Annotated in this window: 28 protein-coding genes and 1 riboswitch; of the genes, 13 read left to right on the top strand and 15 right to left on the bottom strand. The window is 68.0% G+C overall.

Going from position 1 to position 26554, the window contains the following annotated elements:
* Positions 1-609 (bottom strand): PLP-dependent transferase (locus AZG88_RS53700; RefSeq protein ID WP_231914040.1); only part of this gene is annotated, 609 nt, incomplete at its 3' end.
* A 117-nt stretch (positions 610-726) separates the two neighbouring features.
* Positions 727-847: riboswitch (SAM riboswitch) on the bottom strand.
* Positions 848-1121: 274 nt separating this feature from the next.
* Between AZG88_RS53700 and AZG88_RS16780 the strand changes: the two genes are divergently transcribed.
* From AZG88_RS16780 to yhjD, 5 genes are all read left to right on the top strand, one after another.
* Positions 1122-2345, top strand: a complete 1224-nt coding sequence (locus AZG88_RS16780; RefSeq protein ID WP_005560536.1) for an NADP-dependent isocitrate dehydrogenase — start codon at positions 1122-1124, stop codon at positions 2343-2345.
* Positions 2346-2546: 201 nt separating this feature from the next.
* A complete protein-coding gene (locus AZG88_RS16775) occupies positions 2547-3770 on the top strand; it encodes an MFS transporter (protein WP_082833344.1) in 1224 nt (407 codons plus the stop codon).
* Between the two features lie 35 nt (positions 3771-3805).
* Entirely contained in the window at positions 3806-4612 is an 807-nt protein-coding gene (locus AZG88_RS16770) for an exodeoxyribonuclease III (RefSeq protein ID WP_005239872.1), read from the top strand.
* 53 nt (positions 4613-4665) lie between these two features.
* Positions 4666-5700, top strand: a complete 1035-nt coding sequence (trpS, locus tag AZG88_RS16765) for a tryptophan--tRNA ligase (protein ID WP_005239873.1) — start codon at positions 4666-4668, stop codon at positions 5698-5700.
* Positions 5697-6728: an inner membrane protein YhjD gene (gene yhjD / locus AZG88_RS16760; protein WP_025432264.1), complete on the top strand. Its 1032-nt coding sequence runs from the start codon at positions 5697-5699 to the stop codon at positions 6726-6728. The genes trpS and yhjD overlap by 4 nt, the downstream gene beginning before the upstream one ends.
* Positions 6729-6743: 15 nt before the next feature.
* Here the strand turns inward: yhjD and AZG88_RS16755 are convergent, their stop codons facing one another.
* The 6 genes from AZG88_RS16755 to sdhC form a co-directional block, all read right to left on the bottom strand.
* On the bottom strand, positions 6744-8024 hold the full coding sequence (locus AZG88_RS16755) for a D-alanyl-D-alanine carboxypeptidase family protein (protein ID WP_005239875.1): 1281 nt from the start codon (positions 8022-8024) through the stop codon (positions 6744-6746).
* Between the two features lie 118 nt (positions 8025-8142).
* Positions 8143-9138, bottom strand: coding sequence for a malate dehydrogenase (locus AZG88_RS16750; RefSeq protein WP_005239876.1), 996 nt, complete (start codon positions 9136-9138; stop codon positions 8143-8145).
* A gap of 155 nt (positions 9139-9293) precedes the next feature.
* Entirely contained in the window at positions 9294-10073 is a 780-nt protein-coding gene (locus tag AZG88_RS16745) for a succinate dehydrogenase iron-sulfur subunit (RefSeq protein WP_005256985.1), read from the bottom strand.
* Complete coding sequence (gene sdhA, locus AZG88_RS16740) at positions 10073-11824, bottom strand: succinate dehydrogenase flavoprotein subunit (RefSeq protein ID WP_005564176.1); 1752 nt, start codon at positions 11822-11824, stop codon at positions 10073-10075. Before sdhA ends, AZG88_RS16745 begins: the two co-directional genes overlap by 1 nt.
* 15 nt (positions 11825-11839) lie before the next feature.
* Positions 11840-12283 carry a succinate dehydrogenase hydrophobic membrane anchor subunit gene (locus AZG88_RS16735; protein WP_005239887.1) on the bottom strand — a complete coding sequence of 148 codons (444 nt, stop codon included), beginning with the start codon at positions 12281-12283 and terminating at the stop codon, positions 11840-11842.
* A 1-nt stretch (position 12284) separates the two neighbouring features.
* Positions 12285-12689, bottom strand: a complete 405-nt coding sequence (sdhC, locus tag AZG88_RS16730; protein ID WP_005239889.1) for a succinate dehydrogenase, cytochrome b556 subunit — start codon at positions 12687-12689, stop codon at positions 12285-12287.
* Between the two features lie 255 nt (positions 12690-12944).
* Between sdhC and AZG88_RS16725 the strand changes: the two genes are divergently transcribed.
* Genes AZG88_RS16725 through AZG88_RS16715 form a run of 3 tightly spaced genes read left to right on the top strand, consistent with a single transcriptional unit; the run spans position 12945 to position 15732 of the window.
* A complete protein-coding gene (locus AZG88_RS16725) occupies positions 12945-13349 on the top strand; it encodes a cytidine deaminase (protein WP_005239890.1) in 405 nt (134 codons plus the stop codon).
* Positions 13342-14637 carry a thymidine phosphorylase gene (locus AZG88_RS16720; RefSeq protein WP_005239891.1) on the top strand — a complete coding sequence of 432 codons (1296 nt, stop codon included), beginning with the start codon at positions 13342-13344 and terminating at the stop codon, positions 14635-14637. The genes AZG88_RS16725 and AZG88_RS16720 overlap by 8 nt, the downstream gene beginning before the upstream one ends.
* Positions 14638-14646: 9 nt before the next feature.
* Positions 14647-15732: an adenosine deaminase gene (locus tag AZG88_RS16715; RefSeq protein WP_005239892.1), complete on the top strand. Its 1086-nt coding sequence runs from the start codon at positions 14647-14649 to the stop codon at positions 15730-15732.
* A gap of 19 nt (positions 15733-15751) precedes the next feature.
* On the opposite strand, the gene AZG88_RS16710 is transcribed toward AZG88_RS16715, so the two are convergent.
* Entirely contained in the window at positions 15752-16996 is a 1245-nt protein-coding gene (locus AZG88_RS16710) for a hypothetical protein (protein ID WP_005239894.1), read from the bottom strand.
* A gap of 290 nt (positions 16997-17286) precedes the next feature.
* On the opposite strand from AZG88_RS16710, the gene AZG88_RS16705 reads away from it, so the two are divergent.
* A complete protein-coding gene (locus AZG88_RS16705; RefSeq protein WP_231914039.1) occupies positions 17287-17688 on the top strand; it encodes a hypothetical protein in 402 nt (133 codons plus the stop codon).
* A gap of 3 nt (positions 17689-17691) precedes the next feature.
* On the opposite strand, the gene AZG88_RS16700 is transcribed toward AZG88_RS16705, so the two are convergent.
* From AZG88_RS16700 to AZG88_RS16685, 4 genes are read right to left on the bottom strand one after another with little or no spacing between them, the layout of a single operon-like run.
* Positions 17692-17997: a YbaB/EbfC family nucleoid-associated protein gene (locus tag AZG88_RS16700; protein WP_005239900.1), complete on the bottom strand. Its 306-nt coding sequence runs from the start codon at positions 17995-17997 to the stop codon at positions 17692-17694.
* Positions 17994-18338, bottom strand: coding sequence for a hypothetical protein (locus tag AZG88_RS16695; RefSeq protein WP_005239906.1), 345 nt, complete (start codon positions 18336-18338; stop codon positions 17994-17996). The genes AZG88_RS16700 and AZG88_RS16695 overlap by 4 nt, the downstream gene beginning before the upstream one ends.
* Positions 18339-18346: 8 nt before the next feature.
* On the bottom strand, positions 18347-19537 hold the full coding sequence (locus tag AZG88_RS16690; protein ID WP_061698310.1) for a C40 family peptidase: 1191 nt from the start codon (positions 19535-19537) through the stop codon (positions 18347-18349).
* A 2-nt stretch (positions 19538-19539) separates the two neighbouring features.
* Positions 19540-19863 carry a type VII secretion target gene (locus AZG88_RS16685; RefSeq protein WP_061698317.1) on the bottom strand — a complete coding sequence of 108 codons (324 nt, stop codon included), beginning with the start codon at positions 19861-19863 and terminating at the stop codon, positions 19540-19542.
* 132 nt (positions 19864-19995) lie between these two features.
* Between AZG88_RS16685 and upp the strand changes: the two genes are divergently transcribed.
* Positions 19996-20619 (top strand): uracil phosphoribosyltransferase, encoded by a 624-nt coding sequence (gene upp, locus AZG88_RS16680; RefSeq protein ID WP_025432268.1) that lies wholly within the window; start codon positions 19996-19998, stop codon positions 20617-20619.
* 8 nt (positions 20620-20627) lie between these two features.
* On the opposite strand, the gene AZG88_RS16675 is transcribed toward upp, so the two are convergent.
* Entirely contained in the window at positions 20628-22217 is a 1590-nt protein-coding gene (locus AZG88_RS16675; protein WP_082833342.1) for a phospho-sugar mutase, read from the bottom strand.
* Positions 22214-22996: a purine-nucleoside phosphorylase gene (locus tag AZG88_RS16670; protein ID WP_025433646.1), complete on the bottom strand. Its 783-nt coding sequence runs from the start codon at positions 22994-22996 to the stop codon at positions 22214-22216. Before AZG88_RS16670 ends, AZG88_RS16675 begins: the two co-directional genes overlap by 4 nt.
* Positions 22997-23016: 20 nt before the next feature.
* Here AZG88_RS16670 and AZG88_RS16665 point away from each other — a divergent pair, with 20 nt between their 5' ends.
* From AZG88_RS16665 to AZG88_RS16655, 3 genes are read left to right on the top strand one after another with little or no spacing between them, the layout of a single operon-like run.
* Positions 23017-23715, top strand: a complete 699-nt coding sequence (locus AZG88_RS16665) for an enoyl-CoA hydratase/isomerase family protein (protein ID WP_005239921.1) — start codon at positions 23017-23019, stop codon at positions 23713-23715.
* Positions 23716-23727: 12 nt separating this feature from the next.
* On the top strand, positions 23728-24888 hold the full coding sequence (locus AZG88_RS16660) for a M20 family metallopeptidase (protein WP_005239922.1): 1161 nt from the start codon (positions 23728-23730) through the stop codon (positions 24886-24888).
* Positions 24885-26036, top strand: a complete 1152-nt coding sequence (locus AZG88_RS16655; protein ID WP_061698309.1) for a M20 family metallopeptidase — start codon at positions 24885-24887, stop codon at positions 26034-26036. Before AZG88_RS16660 ends, AZG88_RS16655 begins: the two co-directional genes overlap by 4 nt.
* A gap of 19 nt (positions 26037-26055) precedes the next feature.
* Here the strand turns inward: AZG88_RS16655 and AZG88_RS16650 are convergent, their stop codons facing one another.
* Positions 26056-26517 carry a gamma-glutamylcyclotransferase gene (locus tag AZG88_RS16650; protein WP_005239924.1) on the bottom strand — a complete coding sequence of 154 codons (462 nt, stop codon included), beginning with the start codon at positions 26515-26517 and terminating at the stop codon, positions 26056-26058.
* Positions 26518-26554: the final 37 nt, after the last annotated feature.

Here is a 26554-nt window from a genome sequence, read left to right as displayed (position 1 = left end):
CACGATGTCCGCGCCGTGCTCGAGGGGGCGGATCAGGTAGGGAGTGGCCACTGTGTTGTCGACGATCAGCGGGAGTCCGTGCTGGTGCGCGATCCCGGAGATGCCGGGCAGGTCGAGGACGTCGTTGCGGGGATTGGAGATGGTCTCGCCGTAGAACGCCTTCGTGTTGTCCCGGACCGCGTCCTTCCACTGCTCGAGGTCGTCGGGGTCCTCGACGAACGAGACCTCGATGCCGAGCTTGGGCAGCGTGTAGTGGAAGAGGTTGTACGTGCCGCCGTACAGCCGCGGGCTGGAGACGATGTGGTCGCCTGCCTCCGCGAGGTTCAGGATCGCAAAGGTTTCCGCGGCCTGTCCGGAGGACAGCAGCAGGGCGGCGACGCCGCCTTCGAGGGCGGCGATGCGCTGCTCGACCGCGTCCTGCGTGGGGTTCATGATGCGGGTGTAGATGTTGCCCGGCTCGGCCAGACCGAACAGCGCGGCAGCGTGATCGGTGCTGTCGAACGTGTACGAGGTGGTCTGGTAGATCGGCAGCGCCCGCGCCTTGGTGGTCGCGTCGGACGTCTGCCCGGCGTGGATCTGCTTGGTCTCGAACGACCAGTTCTCGGTCATGTGCTGTCTACTCCAGTGGTCTGACGAGGCGCGGACGGAGTGCTCGTTCGTTCGCGCGCAGGGCTTGTCTGGGGGCTATCTACGACAACAACAACACATCATGAACCTCCGATGTCGGACCCGCGCTTGTCACCCGACTGTTGTATGAATCAGGGAACCAGGTCATCACCCGGGGCACCCCACCGCGGTGGAGGGTTGCCGGCCAGCTAGCCGGGGCTCGTTGCTGGCACTCATGACCTGGAGTGAATCTTAGCGGCTGAGGTGGAACGACCGGAAACGGCACCGATCAGGGCCGCTAGCAGGGAAAAGTTACCCGCGAGTAGGGGTGGGTTGCGAGCCCCACATGTTGCGGGCCACGCGCATAGCAGTACGCTTGTCTTGTTTAGGTGCGGTCTCCCCGGGGGCCGCCTCGACCGTCTACGTTTGATAAGCGAACCGTTCGCGGACCCACTCACAAAGTGCGCCCGCAACCGTGTAACCAGGGAAACTTCCTAGGAGGACGCGAAGCACCCATGTCCAAAATCAAGGTTGAGGGCACCGTCGTCGAACTCGACGGCGACGAGATGACACGCATTATCTGGCAGTTCATCAAAGACAAACTGATCCATCCTTACCTCGATGTGAACCTCGAGTACTACGACCTCGGCATCGAGTACCGGGACGAGACCGACGACCAGGTGACCGTCGACGCGGCCAACGCCATCAAGAAGCACGGCGTCGGCGTCAAGTGCGCGACCATCACCCCGGACGAGGCGCGCGTCGAGGAGTTCGGCCTCAAGAAGATGTGGCGGTCGCCCAACGGCACCATCCGCAACATCCTCGGTGGGACGATCTTCCGCGCGCCGATCATCATCTCCAACGTTCCGCGACTGGTTCCGGGCTGGACCAAGCCGATCATCATCGGCCGTCACGCCTTCGGTGACCAGTACCGCGCCACCGACTTCAAGGTCCCCGGCCCCGGCAAGGTGATGATCACCTACACGCCCGAGGACGGCAGCGAGCCGATCGAGCACGAGCTGGTGAACTTCCCCGAGGGCGGCGGCGTCGTCCAGGGTCAGTACAACTTCACCAAGTCCATCGAGGACTTCGCGCGCGCCTCGCTCAACTACGGCCTGCAGCAGAACTACCCGGTGTACCTGTCGACCAAGAACACCATCCTCAAGGCGTACGACGGCGCATTCAAGGACATCTTCCAGCACGTCTACGAGACCGAGTTCAAGCCGGAGTTCGACGCGGCCGGACTCACCTACGAGCACCGCCTCATCGACGACATGGTCGCGTCGGCGCTCAAGTGGGAGGGCGGCTACGTCTGGGCCTGCAAGAACTACGACGGCGACGTCCAGTCCGACACCGTCGCGCAGGGCTTCGGATCGCTCGGCCTCATGACTTCCGTGCTGCTGACCCCGGACGGAAAGACGTGTGAGGCCGAGGCCGCGCACGGCACCGTGACGCGTCACTTCCGTCAGCACCAGCAGGGCAAGCCGACGTCCACCAACCCCATCGCGTCGATCTTCGCGTGGACCCGTGGACTCGAGCACCGCGGCAAGCTGGACAACACCCCCGACGTCATCGGCTTCGCCCAGAAGCTCGAAGACGTGGTCATCAAGACCGTCGAGGGTGGCCAGATGACGAAGGACCTCGCGATGCTGGTCGGCGGCGACCAGGGCTACCTGACCACCGAGGAGTTCCTCGGTGCGCTGGACATCAACCTCCAGAAGGCCATCGCCGAGCAGTAGGCACCGAGCCGCAGCGCTACGAACGGGACGTCCCCTCACGGGGGCGTCCCGTTCGCCGTCTCCGGGGCCCGGGTGAGTCATCTCACGGTCGCTCGAGGCGCGAAAGGCGGAATCCGGGGAAGAGAATTTCGATGTGGGTCGTTGCGCAACGAGGCGCCGTGCGCCGCGTAGCCGTATCTCTGCCTAGTCGAAAGTTCTTCTGTGAGCACTTCCGCCCCCGTCCGCCCCGAGCACCTCGGTGTCATCGCGCAACATCCGTCCGTCCGCAAGCTCGCCATGATCGCGCTCGCGCTCGGTGGCTTCGGGATCGGGACCACCGAGTTCGTGGCGATGGGACTGCTGCCCGAGATGGCGTCGAGTCTGGGGATCACCGAGCCGACGGCCGGGCACGTCATCTCGGCGTACGCGCTGGGTGTGGTCGTGGGCGCGCCCCTCATCGCGGCACTGACCGCGCGGGTGCCCCGCAAGACGCTGCTGATCGCGTTGATGGCGGCGTTCACGATCGGTAACGCCGCCACCGTGTTCGCGCCGAACTACGGCGTGCTGATGGCCGCGCGGTTCGGGGCGGGCCTCCCGCACGGCGCCTACTTCGGTGTCGCGGCCCTCGTGGCGGCGCACCTCGCGGACCGCGGCCAGCGGGCCAGGGCGGTCGCTCTCGTCATGATGGGGCTGTCGGTGGCCAACGTCGTCGGCGTTCCGGTCGCCTCGTGGCTGGGCCAGACGCTCGGCTGGCGCAGCGCCTTCGCGCTCGTGGCGGTGATCGGTGTGGTGACACTGGGCGCGATCTGGTCGTGGGTGCCCGCGCTCGCCGCCATGCGGATGTCGAATCCCCTCACCGAACTCGGTGCCCTGCGCCGCGCGCAGGTGTGGATGACGCTGATCATCGGCATGGTCGGATTCGGTGGCATGTTCGCCGTCTACACGTACATCAGCACGACGCTCACCGACGTCGCCGGGCTGTCGCGGTCGCTGGTGCCGCTGGCCCTGATGATCTACGGCCTGGGAATGGTCGCGGGCAATCTGATCGGCGGCCGGCTCGCCGACCGGGCGCTGATTCCCGGTCTGTTCGTATCGATGACGGCACTCGGGGTGTTGCTCGGCATCTTCGTGATCGCCTCCCACAACCCGTACACGGCGCTGCTGCTGGTGTTCTTCGTCGGTGCGGCGGGTGCGTCGATGGTGCCCGGACTGCAGACCCGGCTGATGGACGTCGCCGCCGACGCCCAGACCCTCGCCGCCTCGCTCAACCACGCGGCCCTCAACATCGCGAACGCGTTCGGGGCGTGGATCGGTGGTGTCGTGATCGCCGCCGGCTACGGCTACACCGCGCCCGCCGCGGTCGGTGCGCTGCTCGCCGTGGCGGGACTCGTTGTCCTCACCGTGGCGGTCGCGATGGAACGCCGCAGCGCCCGTTCGTCTCGGTAGCCGCGCTGTCGTACGCGTCCGCTACGGTGCTTGCCGTGCCACACATCATCACCACCGTCAATGTCAACGGCGTGCGCGCCGCCGCCCGCAAGGGGCTCACCGAGTGGATCGAGCGCACGGAGGCCGATGTCGTCTGCCTGCAGGAGACGCGGGCGTCCGACGAGCAGCTGGCCGAGACGCTCGCACCCGCCCTGGAGGGCGGATGGAACCTGGTGTCCGCGGAGCCGTCGTCGAAGGGGCGCAACGGCGTCGCGATCCTGTCCCGGAAACCTGCCGACGCCTTCCGCGTCGGCCACGGTGACGACGAGTTCGCGACCGCGGGCCGCTACCTCGAGGCCGACTTCGACGACCTGACCGTCGCGAGCCTCTACCTGCCCTCCGGGGAGGCCCAGACACCCCGGCAGGAGGAGAAGGAGCGGTTCATGGACTCCTTCGCCCGGTACCTCACCGACACCGCAGCGGCCGCCGTCACGGCGGGCCGGCACGTCGTGGTCTGCGGCGACTGGAACATTGCCCACACCGAACTCGACCTGAAGAACTGGAAGACCAACAAGAAGAACTCCGGATTTCTCCCGAACGAGCGGGAGTGGCTCGGGGCCCTGTTCGCCGAAGACGCGTACTGGACCGACGTGGTCCGGCAGCTGAATCCCGACGTCGCCGGACCGTACTCGTGGTGGTCGTACCGCGGGAAGGCGTTCGACAACGACTCCGGCTGGCGCATCGACTACCAGATCGCCACCCGGGAACTGGCGGAGCGGGCCAAGCAGGCCGTCGTCGAGCGCGCCGAAACCTACGACCAGCGGTGGTCCGACCACGCGCCGGTCACCGTCCAGTACCGGTGACGGCCGGTATCTGATTCGTGTCGTCACGGGCGCACGTGAAAAGATCAGTACTCATGTCGACCCCTGCAGCTCAGAAGCCCACCGTGAAACCGCGGGTGCTCTCCGGCATCCAGCCCACCGCCGACTCGTTCCACCTCGGCAACCTCCTGGGTGCCCTGCAACAGTGGGTGCCTCTGCAGGACGACTTCGACGCGTTCTACTTCATCCCGGACCTGCACGCGATCACGGTGGCGCAGGACCCGAAGGAGCTGCGCCGTCGTACGAAGATCGCGGCGGCGCAGCTGCTGGCGCTCGGAATCGACCCCGACCGTGCCACGCTGTTCGTGCAGAGCCAGGTGCCCGAGCACGCGCAGCTGGCGTGGGTCCTCAACTGCATCACCGGTTTCGGTGAAGCGAGCCGGATGACGCAATTCAAGGACAAGTCGGCGAAACAAGGCAGTGAGAACGCGAGCGTCGGCCTGTTCACGTATCCGGTGCTGATGGCTGCCGACATCCTGCTCTACCGCCCGCAGCGGGTCCCCGTCGGCGAGGACCAGCGTCAGCATCTCGAACTGGCCCGTGACCTCGCTCAGCGGTTCAACACCCGGTTCGGGAAGGCGTTCGTGATTCCCGAGGCCCAGATCATCAAGGGCACCGCCAAGATCTACGACCTGCAGGATCCGACGTCGAAGATGAGCAAGTCCGGGCCGAGCCCCGCCGGCCTGATCAACCTCCTCGACGACCCGAAGGTGTCGGCGAAGAAGATCAAGTCCGCGGTCACCGACAACGAGCGGGAGATCCGCTACGACCCGCAGGCCAAGCCCGGTGTGAGCAACCTGCTCACCATCCAGTCCGCACTGTCCGGGACTCCGGTCGAGACGTTGGTGGCCGGGTACGAGGGCAAGGGGTACGGCGACCTGAAAACCGATACGGCCGATGTCCTCGCCGAGTTCGTGACACCGTTGAAAGCGAAGGTGGAGGGGTACCTCGCGGACGAGGCAGAACTCGATCGGATCATCGCCGCCGGTGCTCACCGCGCCCGTGAGGTGTCGTCGCAGACTCTGGCGGCCGTGTACGAGAAGGTTGGGTTTCTGACACCGAAGGGATGAGCACTGTGGCTGACGAACCGAGTTTTCTCGACAAGCAGCGGGCAGCGCGCCCCTGGTTCGACCATCTGATGCGGGCCGCACAGCGGTACCAGCAGCAGAAGGGCGACTATTACGCGGCGGGGATCACGTATTTCAGTGTGCTCGCACTGATTCCGATCCTGATGGTCGCGTTCGCCATCGCCGGTTTCGTCCTGGCCGGTCAGCCGGAATTGCTGCAGGAACTGCAGGACAGCATCACCAAGAACGTTCCCGGAAGTCTGGGTGACACGCTCAACACGGTCATCGATTCGGCGATCGCGTCCCGTGCCAGCGTGGGTGTTCTCGGTCTGCTCGGTGCCGCGTACGCGGGACTCGGGTGGATGGCGAACCTGCGCGACGCGCTGACGGCGATGTGGGAGAGCCAGCGTGAGTCGAAGGGATTCGTCCGGACCAAGCTGGGCGACGCGGCCGCGCTGCTCGGGCTGGGTCTGGCGATGGTGGTCTCTCTGGGATCCTCCGCGCTGAGCAGCGGTCCGGTGGCTCGAACGGTCGTCGAGGTGCTCAACCTCGACGACGTGACCGGGATCGACGCCGGGTTGCGAGCGCTGTCGACCGTCGTGTCGCTGGTCGCGACGTGGGCGGTGTTCGCCTGGGTGATCGCCCGACTGCCGCGAGAGCCCGTGACATTCCGCAGTGCGCTCAAGGCGGCCCTGCTCGCGGCCGTGGTGTTCGAGATCTTCAAGCAGGTCGGTGCCATCTACCTCTCGGCCGTCACTGCGGGTCCCGCCGGTGTGGCGTTCGGCCCGATCATCGGTCTGCTCGTATTCATCTACCTGACGTGCCGGATGCTGCTCTTCTCGACGGCGTGGGCCGCGACCACCCGCGCCAGCCTCGCGCTCGCCTATGTGCCGCCGCCGGATCCGGCCGTCATCAACCCCCGGATCGAGGTGCACGAGGGGCCGGGCGTGCGTGGGGGACTCGCCCTGGTGGGTGTGGGCGCCGTCGCGGCGCTCGGGTTGTCCGGACTGCTGACCCGCAACAAACGCTGAGACGGCCGCTGCCCGTCAGCGCCTGCGGGACAGCCGGCGTGCGCAGAGCACCAGCACCAGGACGACGGCCGCCCCGACGATCCCCACACCCGCCCGCAGGGCCAGCGTGTTGTCGGGGTGGTCGGAACCCGACGCGACGACGGAACTCGTCGCAGCGGCCGAATCCTGTTGCGGCGGTGCGGCAAGCACCGCCGCAGCGCCCTCGTCGGCCGGATACAGGTCCTCGAGTGACCCCACCTGGGCGTCGCGGTCGAGGGCGAAACCGTAGTCCAGCAGTCGAGCCGCCTGTTCCCACGGCCGGATCGGCTGGGCCTCGGCGCCCATCAACGTCACCATCAGGCGGCGACCGTCGTGATCGGCGCCGCCGACGTACGTGTGGCGGGCGTCGTCGGTGAATCCGGTCTTGCCGCCCAGCGCGCCGTCGTAGTTGTAGAGCAGCTGATTGTCGTTGGCCAGTGCGAACGGGGGCCGGTCCTGATCGTCCGGGATCGCCGGGTCCTTCGGGAAGCCCGGGAACTGCACCGTCTCGGTCGAGATCAGCTCCGCGAACGTCGGGTTCTTCATCGCGGTGTGGAAGATGAGCGCGAGGTCGAACGGCGAGCTGCTCATGCCGGGGCCGTCGAGCCCCGACGGCGTCGCGGTCCGCGTGTCGTGCGCGCCGAGGGTGTCGGCGAGGTGGTTCATCTTGTCGACCGTGGCGGCGTCGCCGCCGAGTTGCCGGGCGAGGAGGTGGGCGGCGTCGTTCCCCGACGCCATCACCAGGCCCTGCATCAGCTGCCGGTTCGTGTACTGACCGTTCTTGCCGATCCCGACCGCGCTGCCCTCCACCGCAGCGTCCTCGGCGGTGGCGGTCACGGTCTTGTCGAGATCCAGTTCGCCCAGCGCCACGAGAGCCAGCAGCATCTTGATGGTGCTCGCCGGCCGGTACCGGCCGTGCGGGTCCTTCGCCGCAAGCACGTCGCCGGTGTCGATGTCCGCGACCACCCAGCCGGACGCCGCGATGTCGGCGGGCACCGCGGGCGCATCGTCGGGAAGGATCACCCCGCACTCGGCCAGCTTCGACCCGCCCACCGGCTCGTCGGGCACCGACACGGCGCTCGGGGTCGGATCACCCGGCTGGGGTACCTCGGACAGGTCGATCGCAGGCGCGGGGGCCGACCTGTTGGGGCAGTTGTCGGTGTTCGGGGTAGTGAACGGTGTGGCGGTGGGGGAGGAGGGCACTGCAGGCGGAATCGCCCCGGCAGCACTCACCGAGAGTCCGGCCAGCAGGGTTCCGGACACGACCGCGGTACACACTCGACGCCACATCATCGAAGAGGCAGCGTATGCGACGACCGGCCGACTTCCGAAAACGGACACGTGTCGACACGATTTCGTGACGTCCGCGCGACCGTTCCGGGAGACGGACGCCGGATCAGATGAAACCCATACCCCGGACGGCGTCGCGCTCGGATTCGAGTTCCGCGACCGACGCGTCGATCCGCTTCCGCGAGAAATCGTCGATCTCCAGCCCGTCCACGATCTGCCACGACCCGCCGACCGAGCGAACCGGGAACGAGCTCACCAGTCCCTCCGGCACGCCGTACGCGCCGGTGGAGGGCAGCGCCACGGACGTCCAGTCGTCCTCGGGGGTGCCGAGCACCCAGTCGTGCACGTGGTCGATCGCGGCGTTGGCGGCGGAGGCCGCGGAGGATGCGCCGCGAGCCTCGATGATCGCGCTGCCACGGTTCGCGACCGTGGGAATGAAGTCGCCGGTGAGCCATTCGCGGTCGGCGGCGAACTCGGCACCGGACCGGTCGCCGACCCTCGCATGGAAGATGTCGGGGTACTGGCTGCTCGAGTGGTTGCCCCAGATCGCGACGCGGCTGATGTCCTTCACCGCGGCGCCGGAGTGCCGTGCCAGCTGGGCGATCGCGCGGTTGTGGTCGAGCCGGGTCAGCGCCGTGAATCGCTCGGCAGGGATGTCGGGGGCGTTGTTCGCGGCGACCAGCGCGTTGGTGTTGGCCGGGTTGCCCACGACCAGCACCCGGACTCCGTCCGCGGCAACCTGGTTGATCGCCCGGCCCTGCACGGTGAAGATCTGCCCGTTCGCGGCCAGCAGGTCGCCACGCTCCATACCCTTGGACCGGGGACGTGACCCGATGAGGAGCGCCACGTCGGTGCCGTCGAAGCCCCGCTTCGGGTCGTCGTGGACCTCGATGTCGCGGAGCAGGGGGAAGGCGCTGTCGTCGAGCTCCATCGCGGTACCTTCGGCGGCGGACACGGCGGACGGAATCTCCAAGAGCCGCAGCCGAATCGGGGTGTCGGGGCCGAGCATCTCGCCTGCGGCGATCCGGAACAGCGCCGCGTAGCCGATGCTGCCTGCCGCTCCGGTGACCGTGACCACTGCGGGACTGGGCGACTGCGCCATGGGTGAACCTCGCTGTCCGTCGGGAGCATCTGTTCTCGACACTAGCGCGGAGATTTCACCGCGGGACCGCTCGGACAGTGAGGTTGGACACGACGCAGGGCGCCCCCGGCCGGTGTGGTCGGGGGCGCCCTGGAACGTGCTCGGCAGACCTGGGGTCAGCGTGCGAAGAGCAGCGCGCGCTTGACTTCCTGAATCGCCTTCGTCACCTGGATGCCACGGGGGCACGCGTCGGTGCAGTTGAACGTGGTCCGGCAACGCCAGACACCGTCCTTGTCGTTGAGGATGTCGAGACGCTCCGACGCACCCTCGTCACGGCTGTCGAAGATGAACCGGTGAGCGTTGACGATGGCGGCGGGACCGAAGTAGCTGCCGTCGCTCCAGTACACCGGGCACGACGTGGTGCAGCAGGCGCACAGGATGCACTTGGTGGTGTCGTCGAAACGTGCCCGGTCGTGCTGCGACTGGATGCGCTCACGGGTGGGCTCGTTGCCGGTGGTGATGAGGAACGGCTTCACGGCGCGGAACGCGTCGAAGAAGGGCTCCATGTCGACGACGAGGTCCTTCTCCACCGGCAGGCCCTTGATGGGCTCGACGGTGATCGTGACCGGCTTGCCGTCCTTGGGCAGCATGTCCTTCATGAGGAGCTTGCAGGCCAGACGGTTGACGCCGTTGATCCGCATCGCGTCCGAACCGCACACGCCGTGGGCGCAACTGCGGCGGAACGTCAGGGTGCCGTCGAGGTAGCCCTTCACGTACAGGAGCAGGTTCAGCATGCGGTCCGTCGGCAGAGCCGGAACCTGGAAGCTGTCCCAGTGCTGGCCCTCGCCGGACTCCGGGTTCATCCGCGCGATCTTGAGGGTGACCATGACGGCGCCCTCGGGCACGGGAGGGAGATCCGACTTGTTCTCGCTCTTGTCGACTGCAGGTGCGCTCATCAGTACTTACGCTCCATCGGCTCGTAGCGGGTCTGGACTACCGGCTTGTAGTCGAGACGGATGTCGGAGAGCAGGCCGTCGCCCTCCTTGTATGCCATCGTGTGCTTCATGTACTCGGCGTCGTTGCGGTCCGGGTAGTCCTCGCGGGCGTGGCCGCCGCGCGATTCCTTGCGGTTCAGCGCGCCGACGACGGTGACCTCCGCCATTTCGAGGAGGAAGCCGAGCTCGACGGCCTCGAGCAGGTCGCTGTTGTAGCGCTTGCCCTTGTCCTGCACCGTGATGTGGTTGTAGCGCTCCTTGAGGGCGCGCACGTCCTCGAGGGCCTGGGTGAGGCGCTCTTCGGTACGGAACACCGAGGCGTTGTTGTCCATGGACTGCTGCAGCTCGCTGCGGATGTCCGCGACACGCTCGTGACCGTGGTCCGACAGGATGGTGGCCATCCAGTCGTCGACCATCTTCTCGGGCGCCTCGGGCATGTCGACGAACTCGCTGTTGTTGGCGTGCTCGGCGGCGGCGATGCCGGCGCGGCGTCCGAAGACGTTGATGTCGAGCAGCGAGTTGGTGCCGAGACGGTTCGCGCCGTGGACGGAGACGCAGGCGCACTCGCCGGCGGCGTACAGGCCCTGGACGATCTCGTCGTTGTTGCGCAGGACCTCACCGTTGATCCGGGTGGGGATGCCGCCCATGACGTAGTGGCAGGTGGGGTACACCGGCACCGGTTCCTTCACCGGGTCCACACCGAGGTAGGTGCGGGAGAACTCCATGATGTCGGGGAGCTTCTCGTCGAGGACTTCCTCGGGGATGTGGGTCACGTCGATGTAGACGTAGTCCTTGTTCGGTCCCGCGCCGCGTCCCTCGAGGACCTCGAGGACCATCGACCGCGCGACGATGTCACGGGGGGCGAGGTCCTTGATGGTGGGGGCGTAGCGCTCCATGAACCGTTCGCCGTCGGCGTTACGGAGGATGCCGCCCTCACCGCGCACGGCCTCGGAGATGAGGATGCCGAGTCCGGCCAGGCCTGTGGGATGGAACTGGTGGAATTCCATGTCCTCCAGCGGAAGGCCCTTGCGGAAGATGATGCCCATGCCGTCACCGGTGAGGGTGTGCGCGTTGGACGTCGTCTTGTACATGCGTCCCGAGCCGCCGGTGGCGAACACGATGGACTTCGCGTGGAAGACGTGGATCTCGCCGGTGGCCAGCTCGTAGGCGATGACGCCGGTGGCGACCGGGCCGTTCTCCGTCTCGGTGATCGCGATGTCGAGGGCGTAGAACTCGTTGAAGAACTCGACGTCGTGCTTGACGCAGTTCTGGTAGAGCGTCTGCAGGATCATGTGACCGGTGCGGTCCGCGGCATAACATGCGCGGCGCACGGGGGCCTTACCGTGATCGCGGGTGTGACCACCGAAACGACGCTGGTCGATCTTGCCCTCGGGCGTGCGGTTGAACGGCAGACCCATCTTCTCGAGGTCGAGCACCGCGTCGATGGCCTCCTTGGCCATGATCTCGACGGCGTCCTGGTCGGCGAGGTAGTCGCCGCCCTTGACCGTGTCGAAGGTGTGCCACTCCCAGTTGTCTTCCTCCACGTTCGCCAGCGCGGCGCACATGCCGCCCTGGGCCGCGCCGGTGTGGCTGCGGGTGGGGTAGAGCTTGGTCAGTACCGCGGTGCGGGCGCGGGGACCGGCCTCGATCGCTGCGCGCATGCCGGCGCCGCCGGCGCCGACGATGACCACGTCATAACGGTGTTCCTGCATGAAGTCTGTGCTCCCCTAGCTCGCCGAGATATTGGGGTCGAAGGTGAAGATGACGTACGTGCCGAGGCCCATGATCAGGATCATCGAGAGAACGAGGATCGTGGTCAGCCAGAAGCGCGTGGAGTCCTTGCGGGAGTAGTCCGCGATGACCGTGCGGAGTCCGTTTCCGCCGTGCAGCTGGGCAAGCCACAGCATGGTGAGGTCCCAGAACTGCCAGAACGGGCTGGACCAGCGGCCTGCGACGAACGCGAAGTTGATGCGGTGCACACCGTCGTCGAGCATCAGCATGATGAAGAGGTGGCCGAGCACGAGGAAGATCAGTGCGAGTCCGGAGAACCGCATGAACAGCCAGGCGTACAGCTCGAAGTTGTTCTTCGAGGTCCGGCGCGGAGAGCGCGGGTTGTCCAGGCTGGCGGGACGGTCGTAGGTCTTGCCGAGACTCTTGGCTTCTGTCGTCATGTCAGTGCCCCGCAAACATGTTGTAGAAGATGCGGCCGGCGCCCGGGATCATCACCAGGAACCAGATCGCGAGGATTACCCAGAGCATCAGGCGCTGGTACTGCGGTCCCTTGGACCAGAAGTCCACCAGCATCACCCGGACACCGTTCAGTGCGTGGTACAGCACCGCGGCGACGAGCGCGAGCTCCATGAGCCCGACGATCGGGTTCTTGTAGGTCTCGATGACACTGTCGTACGTGTCGGGATTCACGCGCACCAGCGCGGTATCCAGCACGTGCACGAATAGGAAGAAGAACGTCATTACGCCTGTGATCCGGTGCAAAACCCAGGACCACATTCCGGGGTCGCCCCGGTAAAGCGACCGTGTGCGCTCCTTGGCCGGAGCGGCTTCAGTCGTAGTACTCATCGAGTGCTGTGCCTCCAACGTCATTGGTGGACGTGTCGAGTCTGCGCAGCGTTGCGGACATACCACAACTAGGGACCCGACGTGATCCTGAACCGACTTCTCTGAACTCTAAACCCAACGGAAACGGGGGAACTAATTCGAGTCGGGGTTCGTACGCCCCCCGCAAATGAAGTTAGGTTTGCCTCTCCAATACGAACTGGGTCGTCGCGGGCGAATCTCTGCATCCATTCAGCCCACGTGATTGGATGGGAAACTATGGTCGAGATCGATTGGAAACTGTTGCGCGCCAACGCGCATGAGGTGATGGGCCGGGCCTACGCGCCCTACTCGGGCTTCGCGGTGGGAGCGGCGGCGCTGGTGGACGATGGACGAATCGTCGTCGGATGCAATGTGGAAAATGTCTCATACGGGTTGGGGCTCTGCGCCGAGTGTGTACTGGTCGGTAACTTATTTGCCGGAGGTGGCGGGCGATTAATCGCCTTCACCTGCTGTGACGCGAGTGGCGACATACTCATGCCGTGCGGACGCTGCCGGCAGATTCTCTTCGAGCACGGCGGCCCCGCACTGCTCGTCGACCACCGGGCCGGCGTGCGCCCATTGGAACAGCTGCTGCCGGACGCTTTCGGTCCGGAGGAGAAGGGGAGAATCAGCCATGCATGACGCCTCGTCGATCATCGCCGCCAAGCGCGACGGTAGGGAACTGTCCGGTGCAGAGATCGACTGGGTGGTCGAGGCATTCACCCGGGGAGTCGTGGCCGACGAGCAGATGTCGGCGCTGGCCATGGCGATCTACTTCCGCGGGATGACGCGCGAGGAGGTGAGCCGCTGGACCACGGCGATGATCTCGTCCGGTCGCCGCCTCGACTTCACCCACCTCGGCCGCCCCACCGTGGACAAGCACTCGACGGGTGGTGTCGGCGACAAGATCACGCTCCCGCTCGCGCCGCTGGTCGCCGCGTGCGGCGCCGCGGTACCGCAACTGTCGGGACGCGGGCTGGGTCACACCGGCGGAACCCTCGACAAGCTCGAGTCGATCCCCGGCTGGCGCGCCGACCTCGACACCTCCGAGATGGCCGAGATCCTGTCCGATCCCGCCGTCGGAGCCGTCGTGTGCGCCGCGGGCTCGGACCTGGCACCGGCGGACCGGCGGTTGTACGCGCTCCGCGATGTCACCGGGACGGTCGAGTCGATTCCCCTCATCGCCAGCTCGATCATGAGCAAGAAGATCGCCGAGGGCACCGGCGCGCTCGTGCTCGACGTCAAGGTCGGGTCGGGTGCGTTCATGAAGAAGCTCGACGACGCGCGCGAACTCGCCCAGACGATGGTCGACCTCGGGAACGACGCCGGAGTGCGGACCATGGCGTTGCTCACGGCGATGGACGCGCCACTCGGCCACACGGCGGGCAATGCGCTGGAGGTGCGGGAATCGTTGGAGGTGCTCGCCGGGGGTGGCCCGTCCGACGTCGTGGAACTCACTCTCGAGCTCGCGCGAGAAATGTTGAAGGCGGCCGGAATCGACGGTGTCGACCCCGCCGACAAACTGCGGGACGGGTCCGCCATGGATCGCTGGCGGAGGATGATCGCCGCCCAGGGCGGCGACCCCGACGCGCCTCTGCCGACGGCCCGGCACACCGAGGTGCTGCTGTCCGAGTCGGACGGGGTGGTGTGCGGTCTCGACGCCATGGCGGTCGGGCTCGCCGCATGGCGGCTCGGCGCGGGTCGGGCGCGACAGGGCGAGCCGGTGCAGGCGGGGGCGGGCATCGAGTTGCACGCGAAGCCGGGGGAGACGGTGTCGGTGGGCACCCCGCTCGTCACGCTGCACACCGACACGCCCGAACGGTTCGCCGCGGCGAAAGCCGCACTTTCCGAAGCCTGGACCGTCGTGGCCGACGCGCCGTCGGTGGCCACGCCGCTCGTCATCGAGCGGATAGAGGATCCCTCACGCTAACGTCGACGCATGACCGCACTGGATCTGTCGGCCCTGCGCCGAGCGCCGAAGGTGTTGCTGCACGACCATCTCGACGGAGGTCTCCGGCCCGAGACGGTCCTCGAACTCGCCCGCGACTGCGGCTACGACGCGCTGCCCGCCGACACCGCGCCCGCGCTCGCCACGTGGTTCCGGGAGGCCGCCGACAGCGGTTCGCTCGAGAGATACCTCGAGACGTTCGCCCACACGGTCGCGGTCATGCAGACACCCGCAGGGCTCGAACGCGTCGCCCGCGAATGCGCCGAGGACCTCGCCGGCGACGGGGTGGTCTACGCCGAGGTCAGGTTCGCCCCGGAGCAGCACCTCGAAGAGGGGCTGACCCTGGACGAGGTGGTGGAACAGGTCCTGCTCGGATTCGAGGCCGGGGAGTCGGCGGCGGAAGTGCGCGGTCAGAACATCCGGATCGGCGTCCTGCTCACCGCGATGCGGCACGCGGCACGGTCCCGGGAAATCGCGGAACTGGCGATCCGGTTCCGGGACCGCGGTGTCGTCGGGTTCGACATCGCCGGCGCCGAGGCCGGGAATCCGCCCAGCCGCCACCTCGACGCCTTCGAGTACATGCGGGGCAGCAATGCACACTTCACCATTCACGCGGGTGAGGCGTTCGGTTTGCCGTCCATTCACGAGGCCATCGCGTTCTGCGGGACGGACCGGCTCGGACACGGGGTCCGGATCACCGACGACATCACGATCGGCGACGACGGCGTCCCGGTGCTGGGCGCGCTCGCGAACTATGTGCGGGACAAGAGGATTCCCCTGGAATTGTGCCCCAGTTCCAACGTCCAGACCGGGGCCGTGGACGCACTCGAGAATCATCCGTTCGACCTGCTCGCCCGGCTGCGGTTCCGGGTGACCGTCAACACCGACAATCGGCTGATGAGCGACACCAGTATGAGCCAGGAGATGCTCCGCCTCGTCGAGACGTTCGGTTACGGCTGGACGGATCTCGAGCGCTACACCATCAACGCCATGAAATCGGCCTTCATCCCGTTCGATCAGCGGCTGCAGTTGATCGACGAGGTGATCAAGCCGGGATTCGCCGTGCTGGTGGGCTGAGCGCCCCGGGGGCGGGCGCTCACACCGTCCGCAGGCGGGCCTCGAACTCCCGCTCGAGCGTCCGCCACGCCTCGGCTTCGGCGTCGAACGGTGCGCTGGGCGCCATCCGCGTCGGATCCGGGTTGAGGACGAACGAGACGTACCAGCCCAGCGGCTCGGACGTCGCGAGTGCGGTTTCCACCGAATCGTCGTCTGCGAAATCGGCTGCATCGGTGAACAATTCGACGGCGAGGTCGAGCTGGTCGGCGTCGACGGACTCCGGGCCCGCGGCCAGGTCGTCGGCGAGACCGGGCAGGACGTACACGTTCTCGTCGGTGACCTCGACCTCGAGCGACCCGTCGACGGCCGCCACCTGGATCTCCTCGTACGTGCTGACCTGCGCGAGGGCGTGCTCATGGTTGTCGGCAAGGTAGCGGGCCAGCGCGCGTTCGGACGCGAAGACGAAGATCGTGCCGTCACGCCCGAGGAAGATCGCGTCGTCGTCGAGGTAGCAGCGGAGGGTGAAGTAGGTCTCCCCGGACGTGATGATCTTGACGGGGTCGACACCCACCGCACCCCAGAACGAGTCGTCCTCCTCCTCGTCCTCGGTATCGAGGTCGAGTGCGACGAACTCCTCGTCTTCCTCCGCCTCTTCGGCCACGTCGTCCACGTCGACGGTGTTCTCGTCGGCGGCCACCAGTTCGGCCTCGGCGACGGCTACGGCCTCGGCGTCCACCTCGGGGGTGGCGACGATGTTGTCGACGGCGTCGAGGACGTCATCCCAGCCCTTCGCGATGGCGGTGCCGATCTGGGCCCACAGCTCCTCGCCCTCGCGGCCCTCGAATGCGCTGGCGCCTGCGGGCAGCGCGCCGAGAATGGGATTCGCGTTGAAGAACTTGGTGACCGCGTCCAGCTCGCAGACCTCACCGATGTTGCGCACCATGTTGAGCGTGTCTTCGAGTTCGCTCACGACGAGGGCCTCGGGGTCGCTCGCCGCCAGTTCCGGCACCCCGATCAGATCGAAGCAGAAGTTCTCGTCGGGCTCGAGCTCGGCGGCGGACAGTCCGGACACCACACTCCAGGCAGGGTGCTCGACGAGATCGTTGTCCGTGTTCGTGCGGATGAAGGCAGCGAGTTCTGCCACTGATTCGAACCCATAGAGGTCTTCCTCGTGACCAAGGAATGCTTCCCACTCGTCGTCGCCCTCACGCCACCGTGGTGCCCACAGTGTCACGAGGTCGCCGTCGGTGAGACCGAGTTCGATCGGGACGATGTCTCCAGCCATGGCGCGAAGCCTATCGACCCCGCGGCCAAAGTTATACCCGGGCTGTGTGCGGACCGTTTCCGGCGCCCGTCGCCGCCGTGTCGCAGCAGCCGCGACCTGGTCGGTCACACGGGGCGAACGGCGCGTATCGGAGCCCTACCATGACGTTCACTGTGCGTCGAGTCGTTCGCGGAGGGTGCATGTTCCGGATCGGCGAGGTAACTCGAAGACCCCGACGGCGACGGTCGTTCGTCTCCTCGATCGCAGTGCCGGGAATGTGCGCGGCGACTGTCGCGGCGAACATGAACCTCGTGGGTGACAACGCGACCCCGACCGATCGCCTGCAACCGGCCCAGCTCGGTGTCTTCTTCGTCGACGTCGCCATGGACGAGGCGACCCCGGTGCCGGCTAGGGTGAAGGCGACGGTTTCGGTCCGTGCGCTGGAGACGCCGCCGCCGGATCAGCCGATTCCCGGCCTCGCGGGCATGGTCGACGAATCCGGCGTTCCCGTGCCTGCCACCCTCGGCACCTCGGTGACCGTCCCGTTCTTCGACGGGACGGTCCCGGTGATCGGCCCGCCGCTCCGCGGGGACGGGTGGGCGGCGATGGAAGGCTGCTGCGCCGACAACACCCATCATCGCCGCGGCGTCTGGTCGGTCGACGGACGGCTGCTGAACTTCGAGCGGTACGCGATCGACTTCGCCGGGGAGTGACGGTCACACCTTCCCGAACCCGTCCTGCAGCGTCGTCATGACCCGGGTGCGCTGTTCGGTAGCGAGCCGGGCGGCCTCCTGGGTGGTGTTCGTGATCATCGTCGCGAGTGTGCGGGCGTCGAGCGTCGAGATGGAGTCGTCCATCCAGAGACCGGTCAGCGTGCCGTTCCCGTCGACCTCGGCCGTGACCTGATCGGACTCGCTCGACGCGCGCGCCTTGATCGCCTGAAGTCCGGCGAGGGCCTCCTCGAGCAGATTCACCTGTTCGGTGGCCCGCCCGACGATCGCATCCATGTCGTGTTCGCTCACAGTGGTCGCATCCAGCTCGTCGGGATGGGTTCTTCCTCGTCCTCGATCGCCTGCGCGGCGGCGACGTCGGCGCGGGTGGGCAGACCGAGCTTGTCGAGGATCTCGGCGGGCATGCCGTCACGGGCGAGTTCGTCGCGTCGCCGCGCCCCGGCCTCCATGGCCGAGCGCCTGCAGAGCGTCAGGATCTCGTCCGCGAGCCGCTGACCGCCGTACCGGAGTTCGCGCGGATCGATGCGGAGTTCGAGCGGCAGGCCCTGCTCGGTGGTCCGGACCGAAACGGTGCCGGAGCGGTTACTCACTGCGGCCGTGGTCCCGGCCGGGGGTGGGGTGGGGGGAAACATGATTCCTGTCATTCCGTGGGGCGGTAGAAGCCGTAGAAGCCCATGCCGCTGTTGCTGGTTCGAATCGGACCGACCTGCACGGGATCGCCGGCCTCGACGAGCTGGCCGTTGCCGATCACCATGGCCACGTGGCCGTCCCAGACGGCGAGGTCGCCGGGCATGAGGTCGCCCGGGTCGACCGCGGTGCCGACGTTCTGCTCCTGCGCCAGACGCGGAAGACCCACGCCCGCTTCGCCGTACGCCCACTGCGTCAGTCCGCTGCAGTCGAGGCCCTCGCCGGGCGACGTCCCGCCCCAGACATACGGGACACCCTGCTGCGACAGCGCGTTGCGGACGGCGTCGGCCGCTTCCTTGTTGGGGGCGACGACGGTGCTGCCGTCGGGCAGGACCACTTCGACGCCCTCGCCGCCGTGTGCGGAGTCCGAGGAGGATGGCCCGTGACCGGCACCTCCGGACCTGCCGGTGAGGGAATCCGCGCGGGATCCGCCCGAGCCGCGTCCGCCCGACGAGCGCGCGGCCGGGGCGGCGATGCCGGTCAGACCGGACATCGGCGACGCGCCCGAGGAACTCGCGAACCCGGAGGCCGCGCGGCTCACCGCGTCGGAGCCCGCGGGTGCGACGGGGGCCGCGGAGGCGGGCACCGTGCTCGCCGCGGACATGCTCGCGGGCGCGGTGGCGGCGGGCGCGGCCGGGATGTCTTCGGCCGGTGTGAGGGCGACCATCCGGCCGGTCTGCTCGCCGAGTTCGGCCCGGACCTTCGCGACGACCGCGGTTGCCCTGCCGAGGTGGTCGAGTGCCGCCGCGATGATCATCGCCTGACCGGGTGGGGTGGCCAGGGCGGGTCCGGCCGCGACCGCGAGGGAGATGAACGACTGCAGGATCTCCTCCAGCTGGAGCATTCCGGCCCGGACGATCTCGGAGGCCTCGGCGACGACGGCAGCCATGTCGTTGCCGCGATCGGAGACCGCGACCGTCGCCCGCTGCGCCTCTTCGGTCTTCACGATCGCGCCCGTGCCACCCCTGCCCTGCCAGTCGCCGTAGACGGAGCTGATGCCGGTGCGTCCGGTGTCGTGCACGGCGTCGATGGCGACCGAGGACGCGCGCAGGGCGTCGGCCGGTCCGCCGGCGGGGAGAAGGCCGCTGCCGAACGCCCCGAGCAGATCGAGGATCGGTCGGGTGAGGAGATCGATGGGGACCACGGTCAGGCCTCCAGCCCGACCGCATCCGCGGCGAGGGCGGCGGTGATGGCGGCCTCGGTGCCCTCATACGCGGCGGCGTTCGCGAGGGCGGTCGCGCTGATCCCGCCGAGCACGCCGGACAGTTTCTCGATGGAAGCCAGGTGCGCGGCGTGCGCCCCGCCGAACGCGGCGACGAAGTCTCCGCCGATCACCCCGAAGACCGGTCCGAGCAGGAGCGGCCCTGCGGCGGCGGCGCCGAGACCTGCGGCCTGCATCTCCGCTGACATGGTCGCTGCCGTGGCCGCGAACTCGGCGATACTCGCGGTATCCGCCCTCAAGTCGTTCATCGTCATCCCCCCAGTCGGATTTGATACCGGTCAACATATTGGACGCAGGTGAGACCGATTCGGTTCCACCCCCGATGCGCCGAGAATCGCTCTCCTGCGAAATCTCGCCCCGCGCCCCCTTATTCTTCGAACATGAACACGCACGTCGTCGACCACCCGCTCGCAGCGGTCCTCCTGACAACGATGCGCGATGCGCGCAGCGACAATGCCACATTTCGCGCCGCCTTGCGAAGGCTGACACACATGTTGGTGTACGAGGCGATGCGCGAGGCTCCGGTCCAGACGTTCGACGTGGTCACGCCCATCGCCACGACCGACGGGGTGCGGCTCACCCATCCGCCGTTACTCGTTCCCGTCCTGCGCGCCGGACTGGGCATGGTCGAGCAGGCCAGCAGCCTGATCCCGCAGGCGCGAGTCGGTTTCGTCGGCATGGCCCGGGACGAGGAGACGCATCTGCCGGTGCCGTACCTCGAGTCGCTCCCCGCGGACCTGTCCGGCATCCCGGTGTACGTCCTCGACCCGATGCTCGCGACCGGCGGTTCGATGGTGCACACGATCGAGTTGCTCGTCGCCCGCGGCGCCACGGACGTCACCGCCGTGTGCGTCGTGGCGGCGCCCGAAGGTGTTGCTGCCCTCTCGGCGTCGGGTCATCCCGTGCGACTCGTCACCGCTGCGGTCGACGAGGGGCTCAACGAGGACGCGTTCATCGTGCCCGGCCTCGGCGACGCCGGGGACCGTCAGTTCGGGCCGCGCTGACTCCTCGGCTACAGGGCTTCGGCGAACTCGCGCAACAGGTTCAACCGGGTCGAGGCCCTCTCGCGGGCTGCGGGTAGCGCCGATCGATCGGGCACCGGGACGACCGCCTCCAGGTAGCACTTGAGCTTGGGTTCGGTTCCCGAGGGACGCACGACCATCCGGACGGTGGACCCCGCGAGAACGACCGCGTCGGTGCGGGATTGCCCCCGCAGTTCCGCCAGATCCGTGGCCTCGACGGGTTCGCCGGCCAGTTCGGCAGGCAGTTCCGACCGCAGGCGTCGCATCATCGCGCTGATGTCCGAGAGGTCGGTGACACGTCGCGACACCTGGTCTCCGGCGTGCAACCCGAATTCGAGCGCGTAGTCGTCCAGCCTGTCGAGGAGTGTCGACCCCTCTGCCCGCAGCGTCGCGGCGAGATCGGCGGCCACCACCGCGGCGGAGATACCGTCCTTGTCGCGCACCGACTCTGGGTCGACGCAGTGACCGATCGCTTCCTCGTACGCGTACACGAGACCCTCGCCGGCCCGGACGAGCCACTTGAAACCGGTGAGGGTGCGGGCGAAGCGGGCGCCGCGGGCCTCGGCGAGCTTTCCGAGAAGAGCGGACGAGACGATCGTCGTCGCGACGAGCGAATCGGCCGGGGCGGACGCGAGGACGTGCTCGCCGAGCAGGACGCCCGTCTCGTCGCCGCGGAGCATCCGCCAGCCGTCCGGTCCGCGCACGCCGACCGCGCACCGGTCGGCGTCCGGGTCGAGGGCCAGCGCGATGTCGGCGCCGACCTCCGCGGCGAGAGCGAGGACGGCGTCCGAGGCGCCCGGCTCCTCGGGATTGGGGAACTCGACGGTCGGGAAGTCCGGGTCCGGGTGGAACTGCGCGGCGACGGTGTGGACGTCGGTGAATCCGGCGGATTTCAGTGCGGTGACCGCGGTCTCGCCGCCGACGCCGTGCATGGCGGTGAGCGCGATGCGCAGTGTCCGCGACCGTCCCGTCGGCAGGGATGCGACCCGGTCGACGTAGAGGTCGAGGAGTTCCTCGGACGCCGATGTCACCGGGGTGCGCGGCACGAGGTTCGCCGGCCCGACCCGGGTGATCGATGCTTCGATCTCCCGGTCGGACGGCGAGATCAACTGGGCGCCGCCGTCGAGGTAGACCTTGTACCCGTTGTCGGCGGCGGGGTTGTGGGAGGCGGTGATCTGCACGCCGGCCGCGGCGCGGAGTCGGCGGACCGCGAACGCCACGATCGGCGTGGGGAGCGGGCGGGGGAGAAGGACGACCGAGAATCCCGCGGCCGCCAGTACTTCCGCCGCGGCGACGGCGAACTTCTCGGATCCGTGCCGCGCGTCGCGCCCGACGACGACGGTGGAGCCGCCCAGGCACCGGTCTTTCAGCCACGCGCTCAGCCCGGCCGTCGTGCGGATCACCACGGCGAGGTTCATGCCGTTCGGGCCTGCCCGCACCGGCCCGCGCAGACCCGCGGTCCCGAAACTCAGCGGAGCGGCGAAACGGTCGGCGAGCTCGTCGGCGGAGAGATTCGCGAGTTCCGCCCGGGTTTCGGGGTCGGGATCGGCGTCGATCCAGTCCGCGATCGCATCGTTCACAAGCGTTCCACCAATTCTCGCAGAAGACCGCCCATGCGGTCGGCGGACGCCCGGCCCGCGGCGAGGACCTCCTCGTGGTTCAGGTGCTCGCCGGTGATGCCGGCCGCGAGATTCGTCACCATCGAGATCCCGAGGACACGGGCGCCGAGCGCCCGCGCCGCGATCGTCTCGTGGACGGTGGACATGCCGACGAGGTCCGCACCGATCGTCCGCAGCATGCGGATCTCGGCGGGGGTCTCGTAGTGCGGACCCGGCAGCCCGGCGTAGACGCCTTCGGTCAGCGACCCGTCGATGTCGCGGGCGAGGGCCCGCAGTGCGGGGTCGTACGCGTCGACGAGGTCCACGAACTCCGCGCCCACGAGAGGTGACCGGGCCGTGAGGTTGAGGTGATCGCTGATCAGCACGGGTTGTCCGACGGTGAAGTCCTCGCGGATTCCGCCGGCCGCGTTCGTCAGGATGACGGTCGTCGCTCCGGCGGCAATGGCCGTCCGCACCGGGTGCACGACGGACGACAAGGGATGGCCCTCGTAGGCGTGGGTGCGGCCGAGCAGAACGAGGATCCGCTTGCCGCCCACCTCCACGGAGCGGATCGTTCCGGCGTGACCCGCGGCGGCCGGCGGTGTGAACCCCGGTAGATCGGCCATCGGGACGGTGCAGAGTGATTCGCCGAACCGGTCGGCGGCGGCATTCCACCCCGATCCGAGGACGACGGCGATCGAGTGTTCGGCGCAGTTCGTGTGCGCGGCGAGCGCGGCGGCCGCGGCGTCTGGCGTTCCCATGAGGCGATAGTCTTCCACTCATGCCCTATCTCGATCGCGACGGCGACGTATTCATCCTGTACCTCGGCAACGAGGGCGAGACGGACAACGAGAACCGCTTCCATCCGGACTGGATCGACGCCACCCACGCCGCGCTGGACGAGGTGGAAGCCCACGAGGGTCCCGCCGCACTGGTCACGACCGCGACGGGCAAGTTCTTCACGAACGGCCTGGACACCACGTGGATCTTCGCCAACACGGACAAGCTCCCGGAATACCTCGACCGTGTGCACACGATCTACAGCCGCCTCCTCGCGTTCCCGATGGCCACCGTCGCCGCCGTGCAGGGGCACAGTTTCGGTGCCGGCGCGATGCTCGCCACGTCGCACGACTTCCGAGTCATGCGCGCCGACCGCGGGTTCTACTGCCTCCCCGAGGTGTCGCTGAACATGCCCTTCACCGTGGGGATGTCGGCGCTCCTGAACACCCGTCTGCCCAAGCAGACCGCGGTCGAGGCGATGACGACGGGCCGCCGCTACGGCGGTTCGGACGCGCTCGGCGCGGGCATCGTCGACGAGATCGCGGACGGGGACGGCGTCCTCACGGCCGCCGTGACACGGGCCGCCGCACTGACCGCCACCCGCGGCGCCAACCTCGCCGGGATCAAGCGCGGAATCCATCACGACGCCCTCGCCGCGCTCGCCACGGTGACGGACAAGAGCAACTTCAGCTTCGGGTGAGAGAATGAGCACGTGAATGCGGATGTCGAGGCGGCGGTCAGGTCAATCGAGACCGATCTGATCGCGCTGTCCCATTCGATCCACAGCGAACCGGAACTGGCATTCGAGGAGTTCCGGAGCGTCGCGAAGATCACCGAACTGCTCAAACGCAGCGGGTTCGACGTGCAGTCGGGCATCGCGGACCTGCCCACGGCGTTCGACGCCACATTCGGCAGCGGCGACCTCGTCATCGGGATCTGCGCCGAGTACGACGCGCTCCCGGAGATCGGTCACGCGTGCGGGCACAACATCATCGCGGCGTCCGCGGTCGGTGCAGGCGTCGCGCTCGCCACGGTCGCCGACCGGCTCGGGATCACGGTGCGGGTCATCGGCACGCCCGCCGAGGAGAGCGGCGGCGGAAAGATCGCCATGCTCGAGAAAGGCGTCTTCGACGATGTCGCGGCCGCCCTGATGGTGCATCCGGGTCCGATCGACATCACGGGAGCGACGTCCCTCGCGCTGGCCGACATCGCGGTCACGTTCACCGGCCGCGAAGCGCACGCGTCGGCCGCACCGGAGTTCGGGCGCAACGCCGCCGACGCCGCGACCGTCGCCCAGGTCGGGATCGGCCTGCTGCGCCAACACCTCTCGCCGGGGCAGCAGATCCACGGGATCGTCTCCGACGGCGGCACCGCGCCCAACATCGTTCCCGCACGCTCCGAAATGCTCTACTACCTGCGCGCCGAGACGGCGTGGGCGCTGTCCGAGCTGACGACACGCGCGGAGGCGTGTTTCGCGGCCGGCGCACTCGCCACCGGGTGCACGCACGAGATCCGGACGGTGTCGCCCACGTACACGGAACTGACGCCGGACCCGTGGCTGGTCGCGACGTACCGGGAGCAGATCATCGACATGGGACGGACACCCTTGCCGCTCGAGTGGGAGGGCGTCCGTCCGCTGGGCAGCACCGACATGGGCAACGTCACCAACGTCCTGCCCGGAATTCATCCCGTCATCGGCCTCGATTCGGGCGGCGCGGTGACGCATCAGCCTCGGTTCGCGGCGGCGTGCATCACCGAGTCCGCCGACCGCGCGGTGATCGACGGAGCGATTGCGCTGGCTCGCACGGCAGTTCGCGCGGCGACGGACGACACACAGCGGGTGCGGTTGTTGGAAGGAGTTGATCGCCGGTGAACGCGGCAGTCGACAAATGGATTCTCGCTCACACCGACGAACTCTCCCAGTGGCGTCGACACATCCACGCCAATCCCGAACTCGCGCGACACGAATACGCGACGACGGAATTCGTGGCGACCCGGCTGGCTGCGGCCGGTCTGTCGCCCGAACTGCTGCCCGGCGGAACGGGCCTCACGTGTGATCTCGGACCGTCGAACGGTCCCCGCATCGCGTTGCGCGCCGACATCGACGCCCTTCCGCTCCAGGAACTCACCGGCGCCACGTACTCGTCGACGGTGCCGGGCGTGTCGCACGCGTGCGGACACGACGCCCACACCACGATCCTGCTGGGAACCGGTCTGGCGCTCAGCGAGATCCCCGACCTCCCGGTGGGTGTCCGGCTGATCTTCCAGCCCGCCGAGGAGGTCATGCCCGGCGGTGCGCTCGAGGTCGTCGCTGCCGGACGGCTCGAGGGGGTGTCGCGAATCTTCGCCCTCCACTGCGATCCGCGGCTCGCGGCCGGCCGGGTCGGTGTGCGGCTCGGCGCGATCACATCCGCGGCCGACACCATCGAGGTCGTGCTCGACTCACCGGGCGGCCACACGTCGCGTCCGCACCTGACCACCGACCTCGTGTTCGCGCTGGGCACCGTCGTGACCGGGTTGCCGGGCATGCTCAGCAGGCGGATCGACCCCCGCACCGGCACCGTGATGGTGTGGGGTGCCGTGAGCGCAGGCCGGGCGCCCAACGCCATTCCACAGACCGGCATGATGACCGGCACCGTGCGGACCGGCGATCACGAGACGTGGGAGATGCTCGAGCCGCTGGTCCGGGAGATCGTCCACGGTCTGCTCGCGCCCACCGGGGTGCGGTACCAGCTCAACTACCGCCGCGGTGTCCCGCCCGTCGTCAACGACGAGGTGTCGACGCGCATGTTCGAGGACGCCATCCGCACGGTCGGCCCGGACGCCCTCGCCGACACGCCGCAGTCCGGCGGCGGCGAGGACTTCTCCTGGTATCTCGAAGAGGTTCCCGGCGCGATGGCCCGGCTCGGCGTCTGGTCGGGCGTCGGCGAGCAGCTCGACATCCACCAGCCCACGTTCGATCTGGACGAGCGGGCGCTGGGCGTGGGGGTCCGGGTGCTGTCGAGCCTCGTGCTGGGCTGAGGCGCGGCGTCAGGCGGTTCTATTCGGTGCCCGGTCCGACGTTGCGGCTGTTGCGGGTGCGCAGGTCGCGCACATAGTCGGACGGGGCCCCGGCGATCTCTGCGGCGTCGGCCATCACCCCGAGGTAGCGCGCGGACGGCAGGCCGCCCTCGTACGCGTCGAGCACGTACAACCAGGCGAGAACGGGTTCGCCCTCGGTGTCCACGCGGACGCGGATCTTGCGGTGGATGCCGAGTTCGGAGCCCTCCCATCGGTCGAGGCTGACCTCGTCCTCCTCGGGGACGTCGTAGAGCACGACGAACACCTTGGAATCGGGGTCCTCGACCACGGTGGCGAGTGCGCCCTCCCAGCCGATGTCCCCGCCACTGAACGTCAGTCGCCAGCCGTGCAGCCAGCCCGTCCCCGCCATCGGCGAGTGTGGGCAGCGCTGCAACATCTGCTCGGGATGCATGTTGGACCCGTAGGCGGCATAGATCGACACGGCGGCAAGCCTAAACGGTGGCTAGTAATCTGTTGCA

Origin of the sequence: Rhodococcus sp. LB1 (assembly GCF_001583455.1) — a bacterium.
In the GTDB taxonomy this organism is placed as follows: domain Bacteria; phylum Actinomycetota; class Actinomycetes; order Mycobacteriales; family Mycobacteriaceae; genus Rhodococcus_F; species Rhodococcus_F opacus.
Note: the sequence above shows the minus strand (reverse complement) of the source record. Positions and strands in the feature narration are given on the sequence as shown.

What these genes read in the sequence shown, in the direction of transcription:
- AZG88_RS16780 (WP_005560536.1), top strand. Translation starts at nt 1,122, where the DNA reads ATGTCCAAAATCAAGGTTGAGGGCACCGTCGTCGAACTCGACGGCGAC.
- trpS (WP_005239873.1), top strand. Translation starts at nt 4,666, where the DNA reads ATGTCGACCCCTGCAGCTCAGAAGCCCACCGTGAAACCGCGGGTGCTC.
- yhjD (WP_025432264.1), top strand. Translation starts at nt 5,697, where the DNA reads ATGAGCACTGTGGCTGACGAACCGAGTTTTCTCGACAAGCAGCGGGCA.
- AZG88_RS16750 (WP_005239876.1), bottom strand. Translation starts at nt 9,138, where the DNA reads ATGGCGCAGTCGCCCAGTCCCGCAGTGGTCACGGTCACCGGAGCGGCA.
- AZG88_RS16745 (WP_005256985.1), bottom strand. Translation starts at nt 10,073, where the DNA reads ATGAGCGCACCTGCAGTCGACAAGAGCGAGAACAAGTCGGATCTCCCT.
- sdhA (WP_005564176.1), bottom strand. Translation starts at nt 11,824, where the DNA reads ATGCAGGAACACCGTTATGACGTGGTCATCGTCGGCGCCGGCGGCGCC.
- AZG88_RS16735 (WP_005239887.1), bottom strand. Translation starts at nt 12,283, where the DNA reads ATGACGACAGAAGCCAAGAGTCTCGGCAAGACCTACGACCGTCCCGCC.
- sdhC (WP_005239889.1), bottom strand. Translation starts at nt 12,689, where the DNA reads ATGAGTACTACGACTGAAGCCGCTCCGGCCAAGGAGCGCACACGGTCG.
- AZG88_RS16725 (WP_005239890.1), top strand. Translation starts at nt 12,945, where the DNA reads ATGGTCGAGATCGATTGGAAACTGTTGCGCGCCAACGCGCATGAGGTG.
- AZG88_RS16720 (WP_005239891.1), top strand. Translation starts at nt 13,342, where the DNA reads ATGCATGACGCCTCGTCGATCATCGCCGCCAAGCGCGACGGTAGGGAA.
- AZG88_RS16715 (WP_005239892.1), top strand. Translation starts at nt 14,647, where the DNA reads ATGACCGCACTGGATCTGTCGGCCCTGCGCCGAGCGCCGAAGGTGTTG.
- AZG88_RS16710 (WP_005239894.1), bottom strand. Translation starts at nt 16,996, where the DNA reads ATGGCTGGAGACATCGTCCCGATCGAACTCGGTCTCACCGACGGCGAC.
- AZG88_RS16695 (WP_005239906.1), bottom strand. Translation starts at nt 18,338, where the DNA reads ATGTTTCCCCCCACCCCACCCCCGGCCGGGACCACGGCCGCAGTGAGT.
- AZG88_RS16685 (WP_061698317.1), bottom strand. Translation starts at nt 19,863, where the DNA reads ATGAACGACTTGAGGGCGGATACCGCGAGTATCGCCGAGTTCGCGGCC.
- upp (WP_025432268.1), top strand. Translation starts at nt 19,996, where the DNA reads ATGAACACGCACGTCGTCGACCACCCGCTCGCAGCGGTCCTCCTGACA.
- AZG88_RS16670 (WP_025433646.1), bottom strand. Translation starts at nt 22,996, where the DNA reads ATGGGAACGCCAGACGCCGCGGCCGCCGCGCTCGCCGCGCACACGAAC.
- AZG88_RS16665 (WP_005239921.1), top strand. Translation starts at nt 23,017, where the DNA reads ATGCCCTATCTCGATCGCGACGGCGACGTATTCATCCTGTACCTCGGC.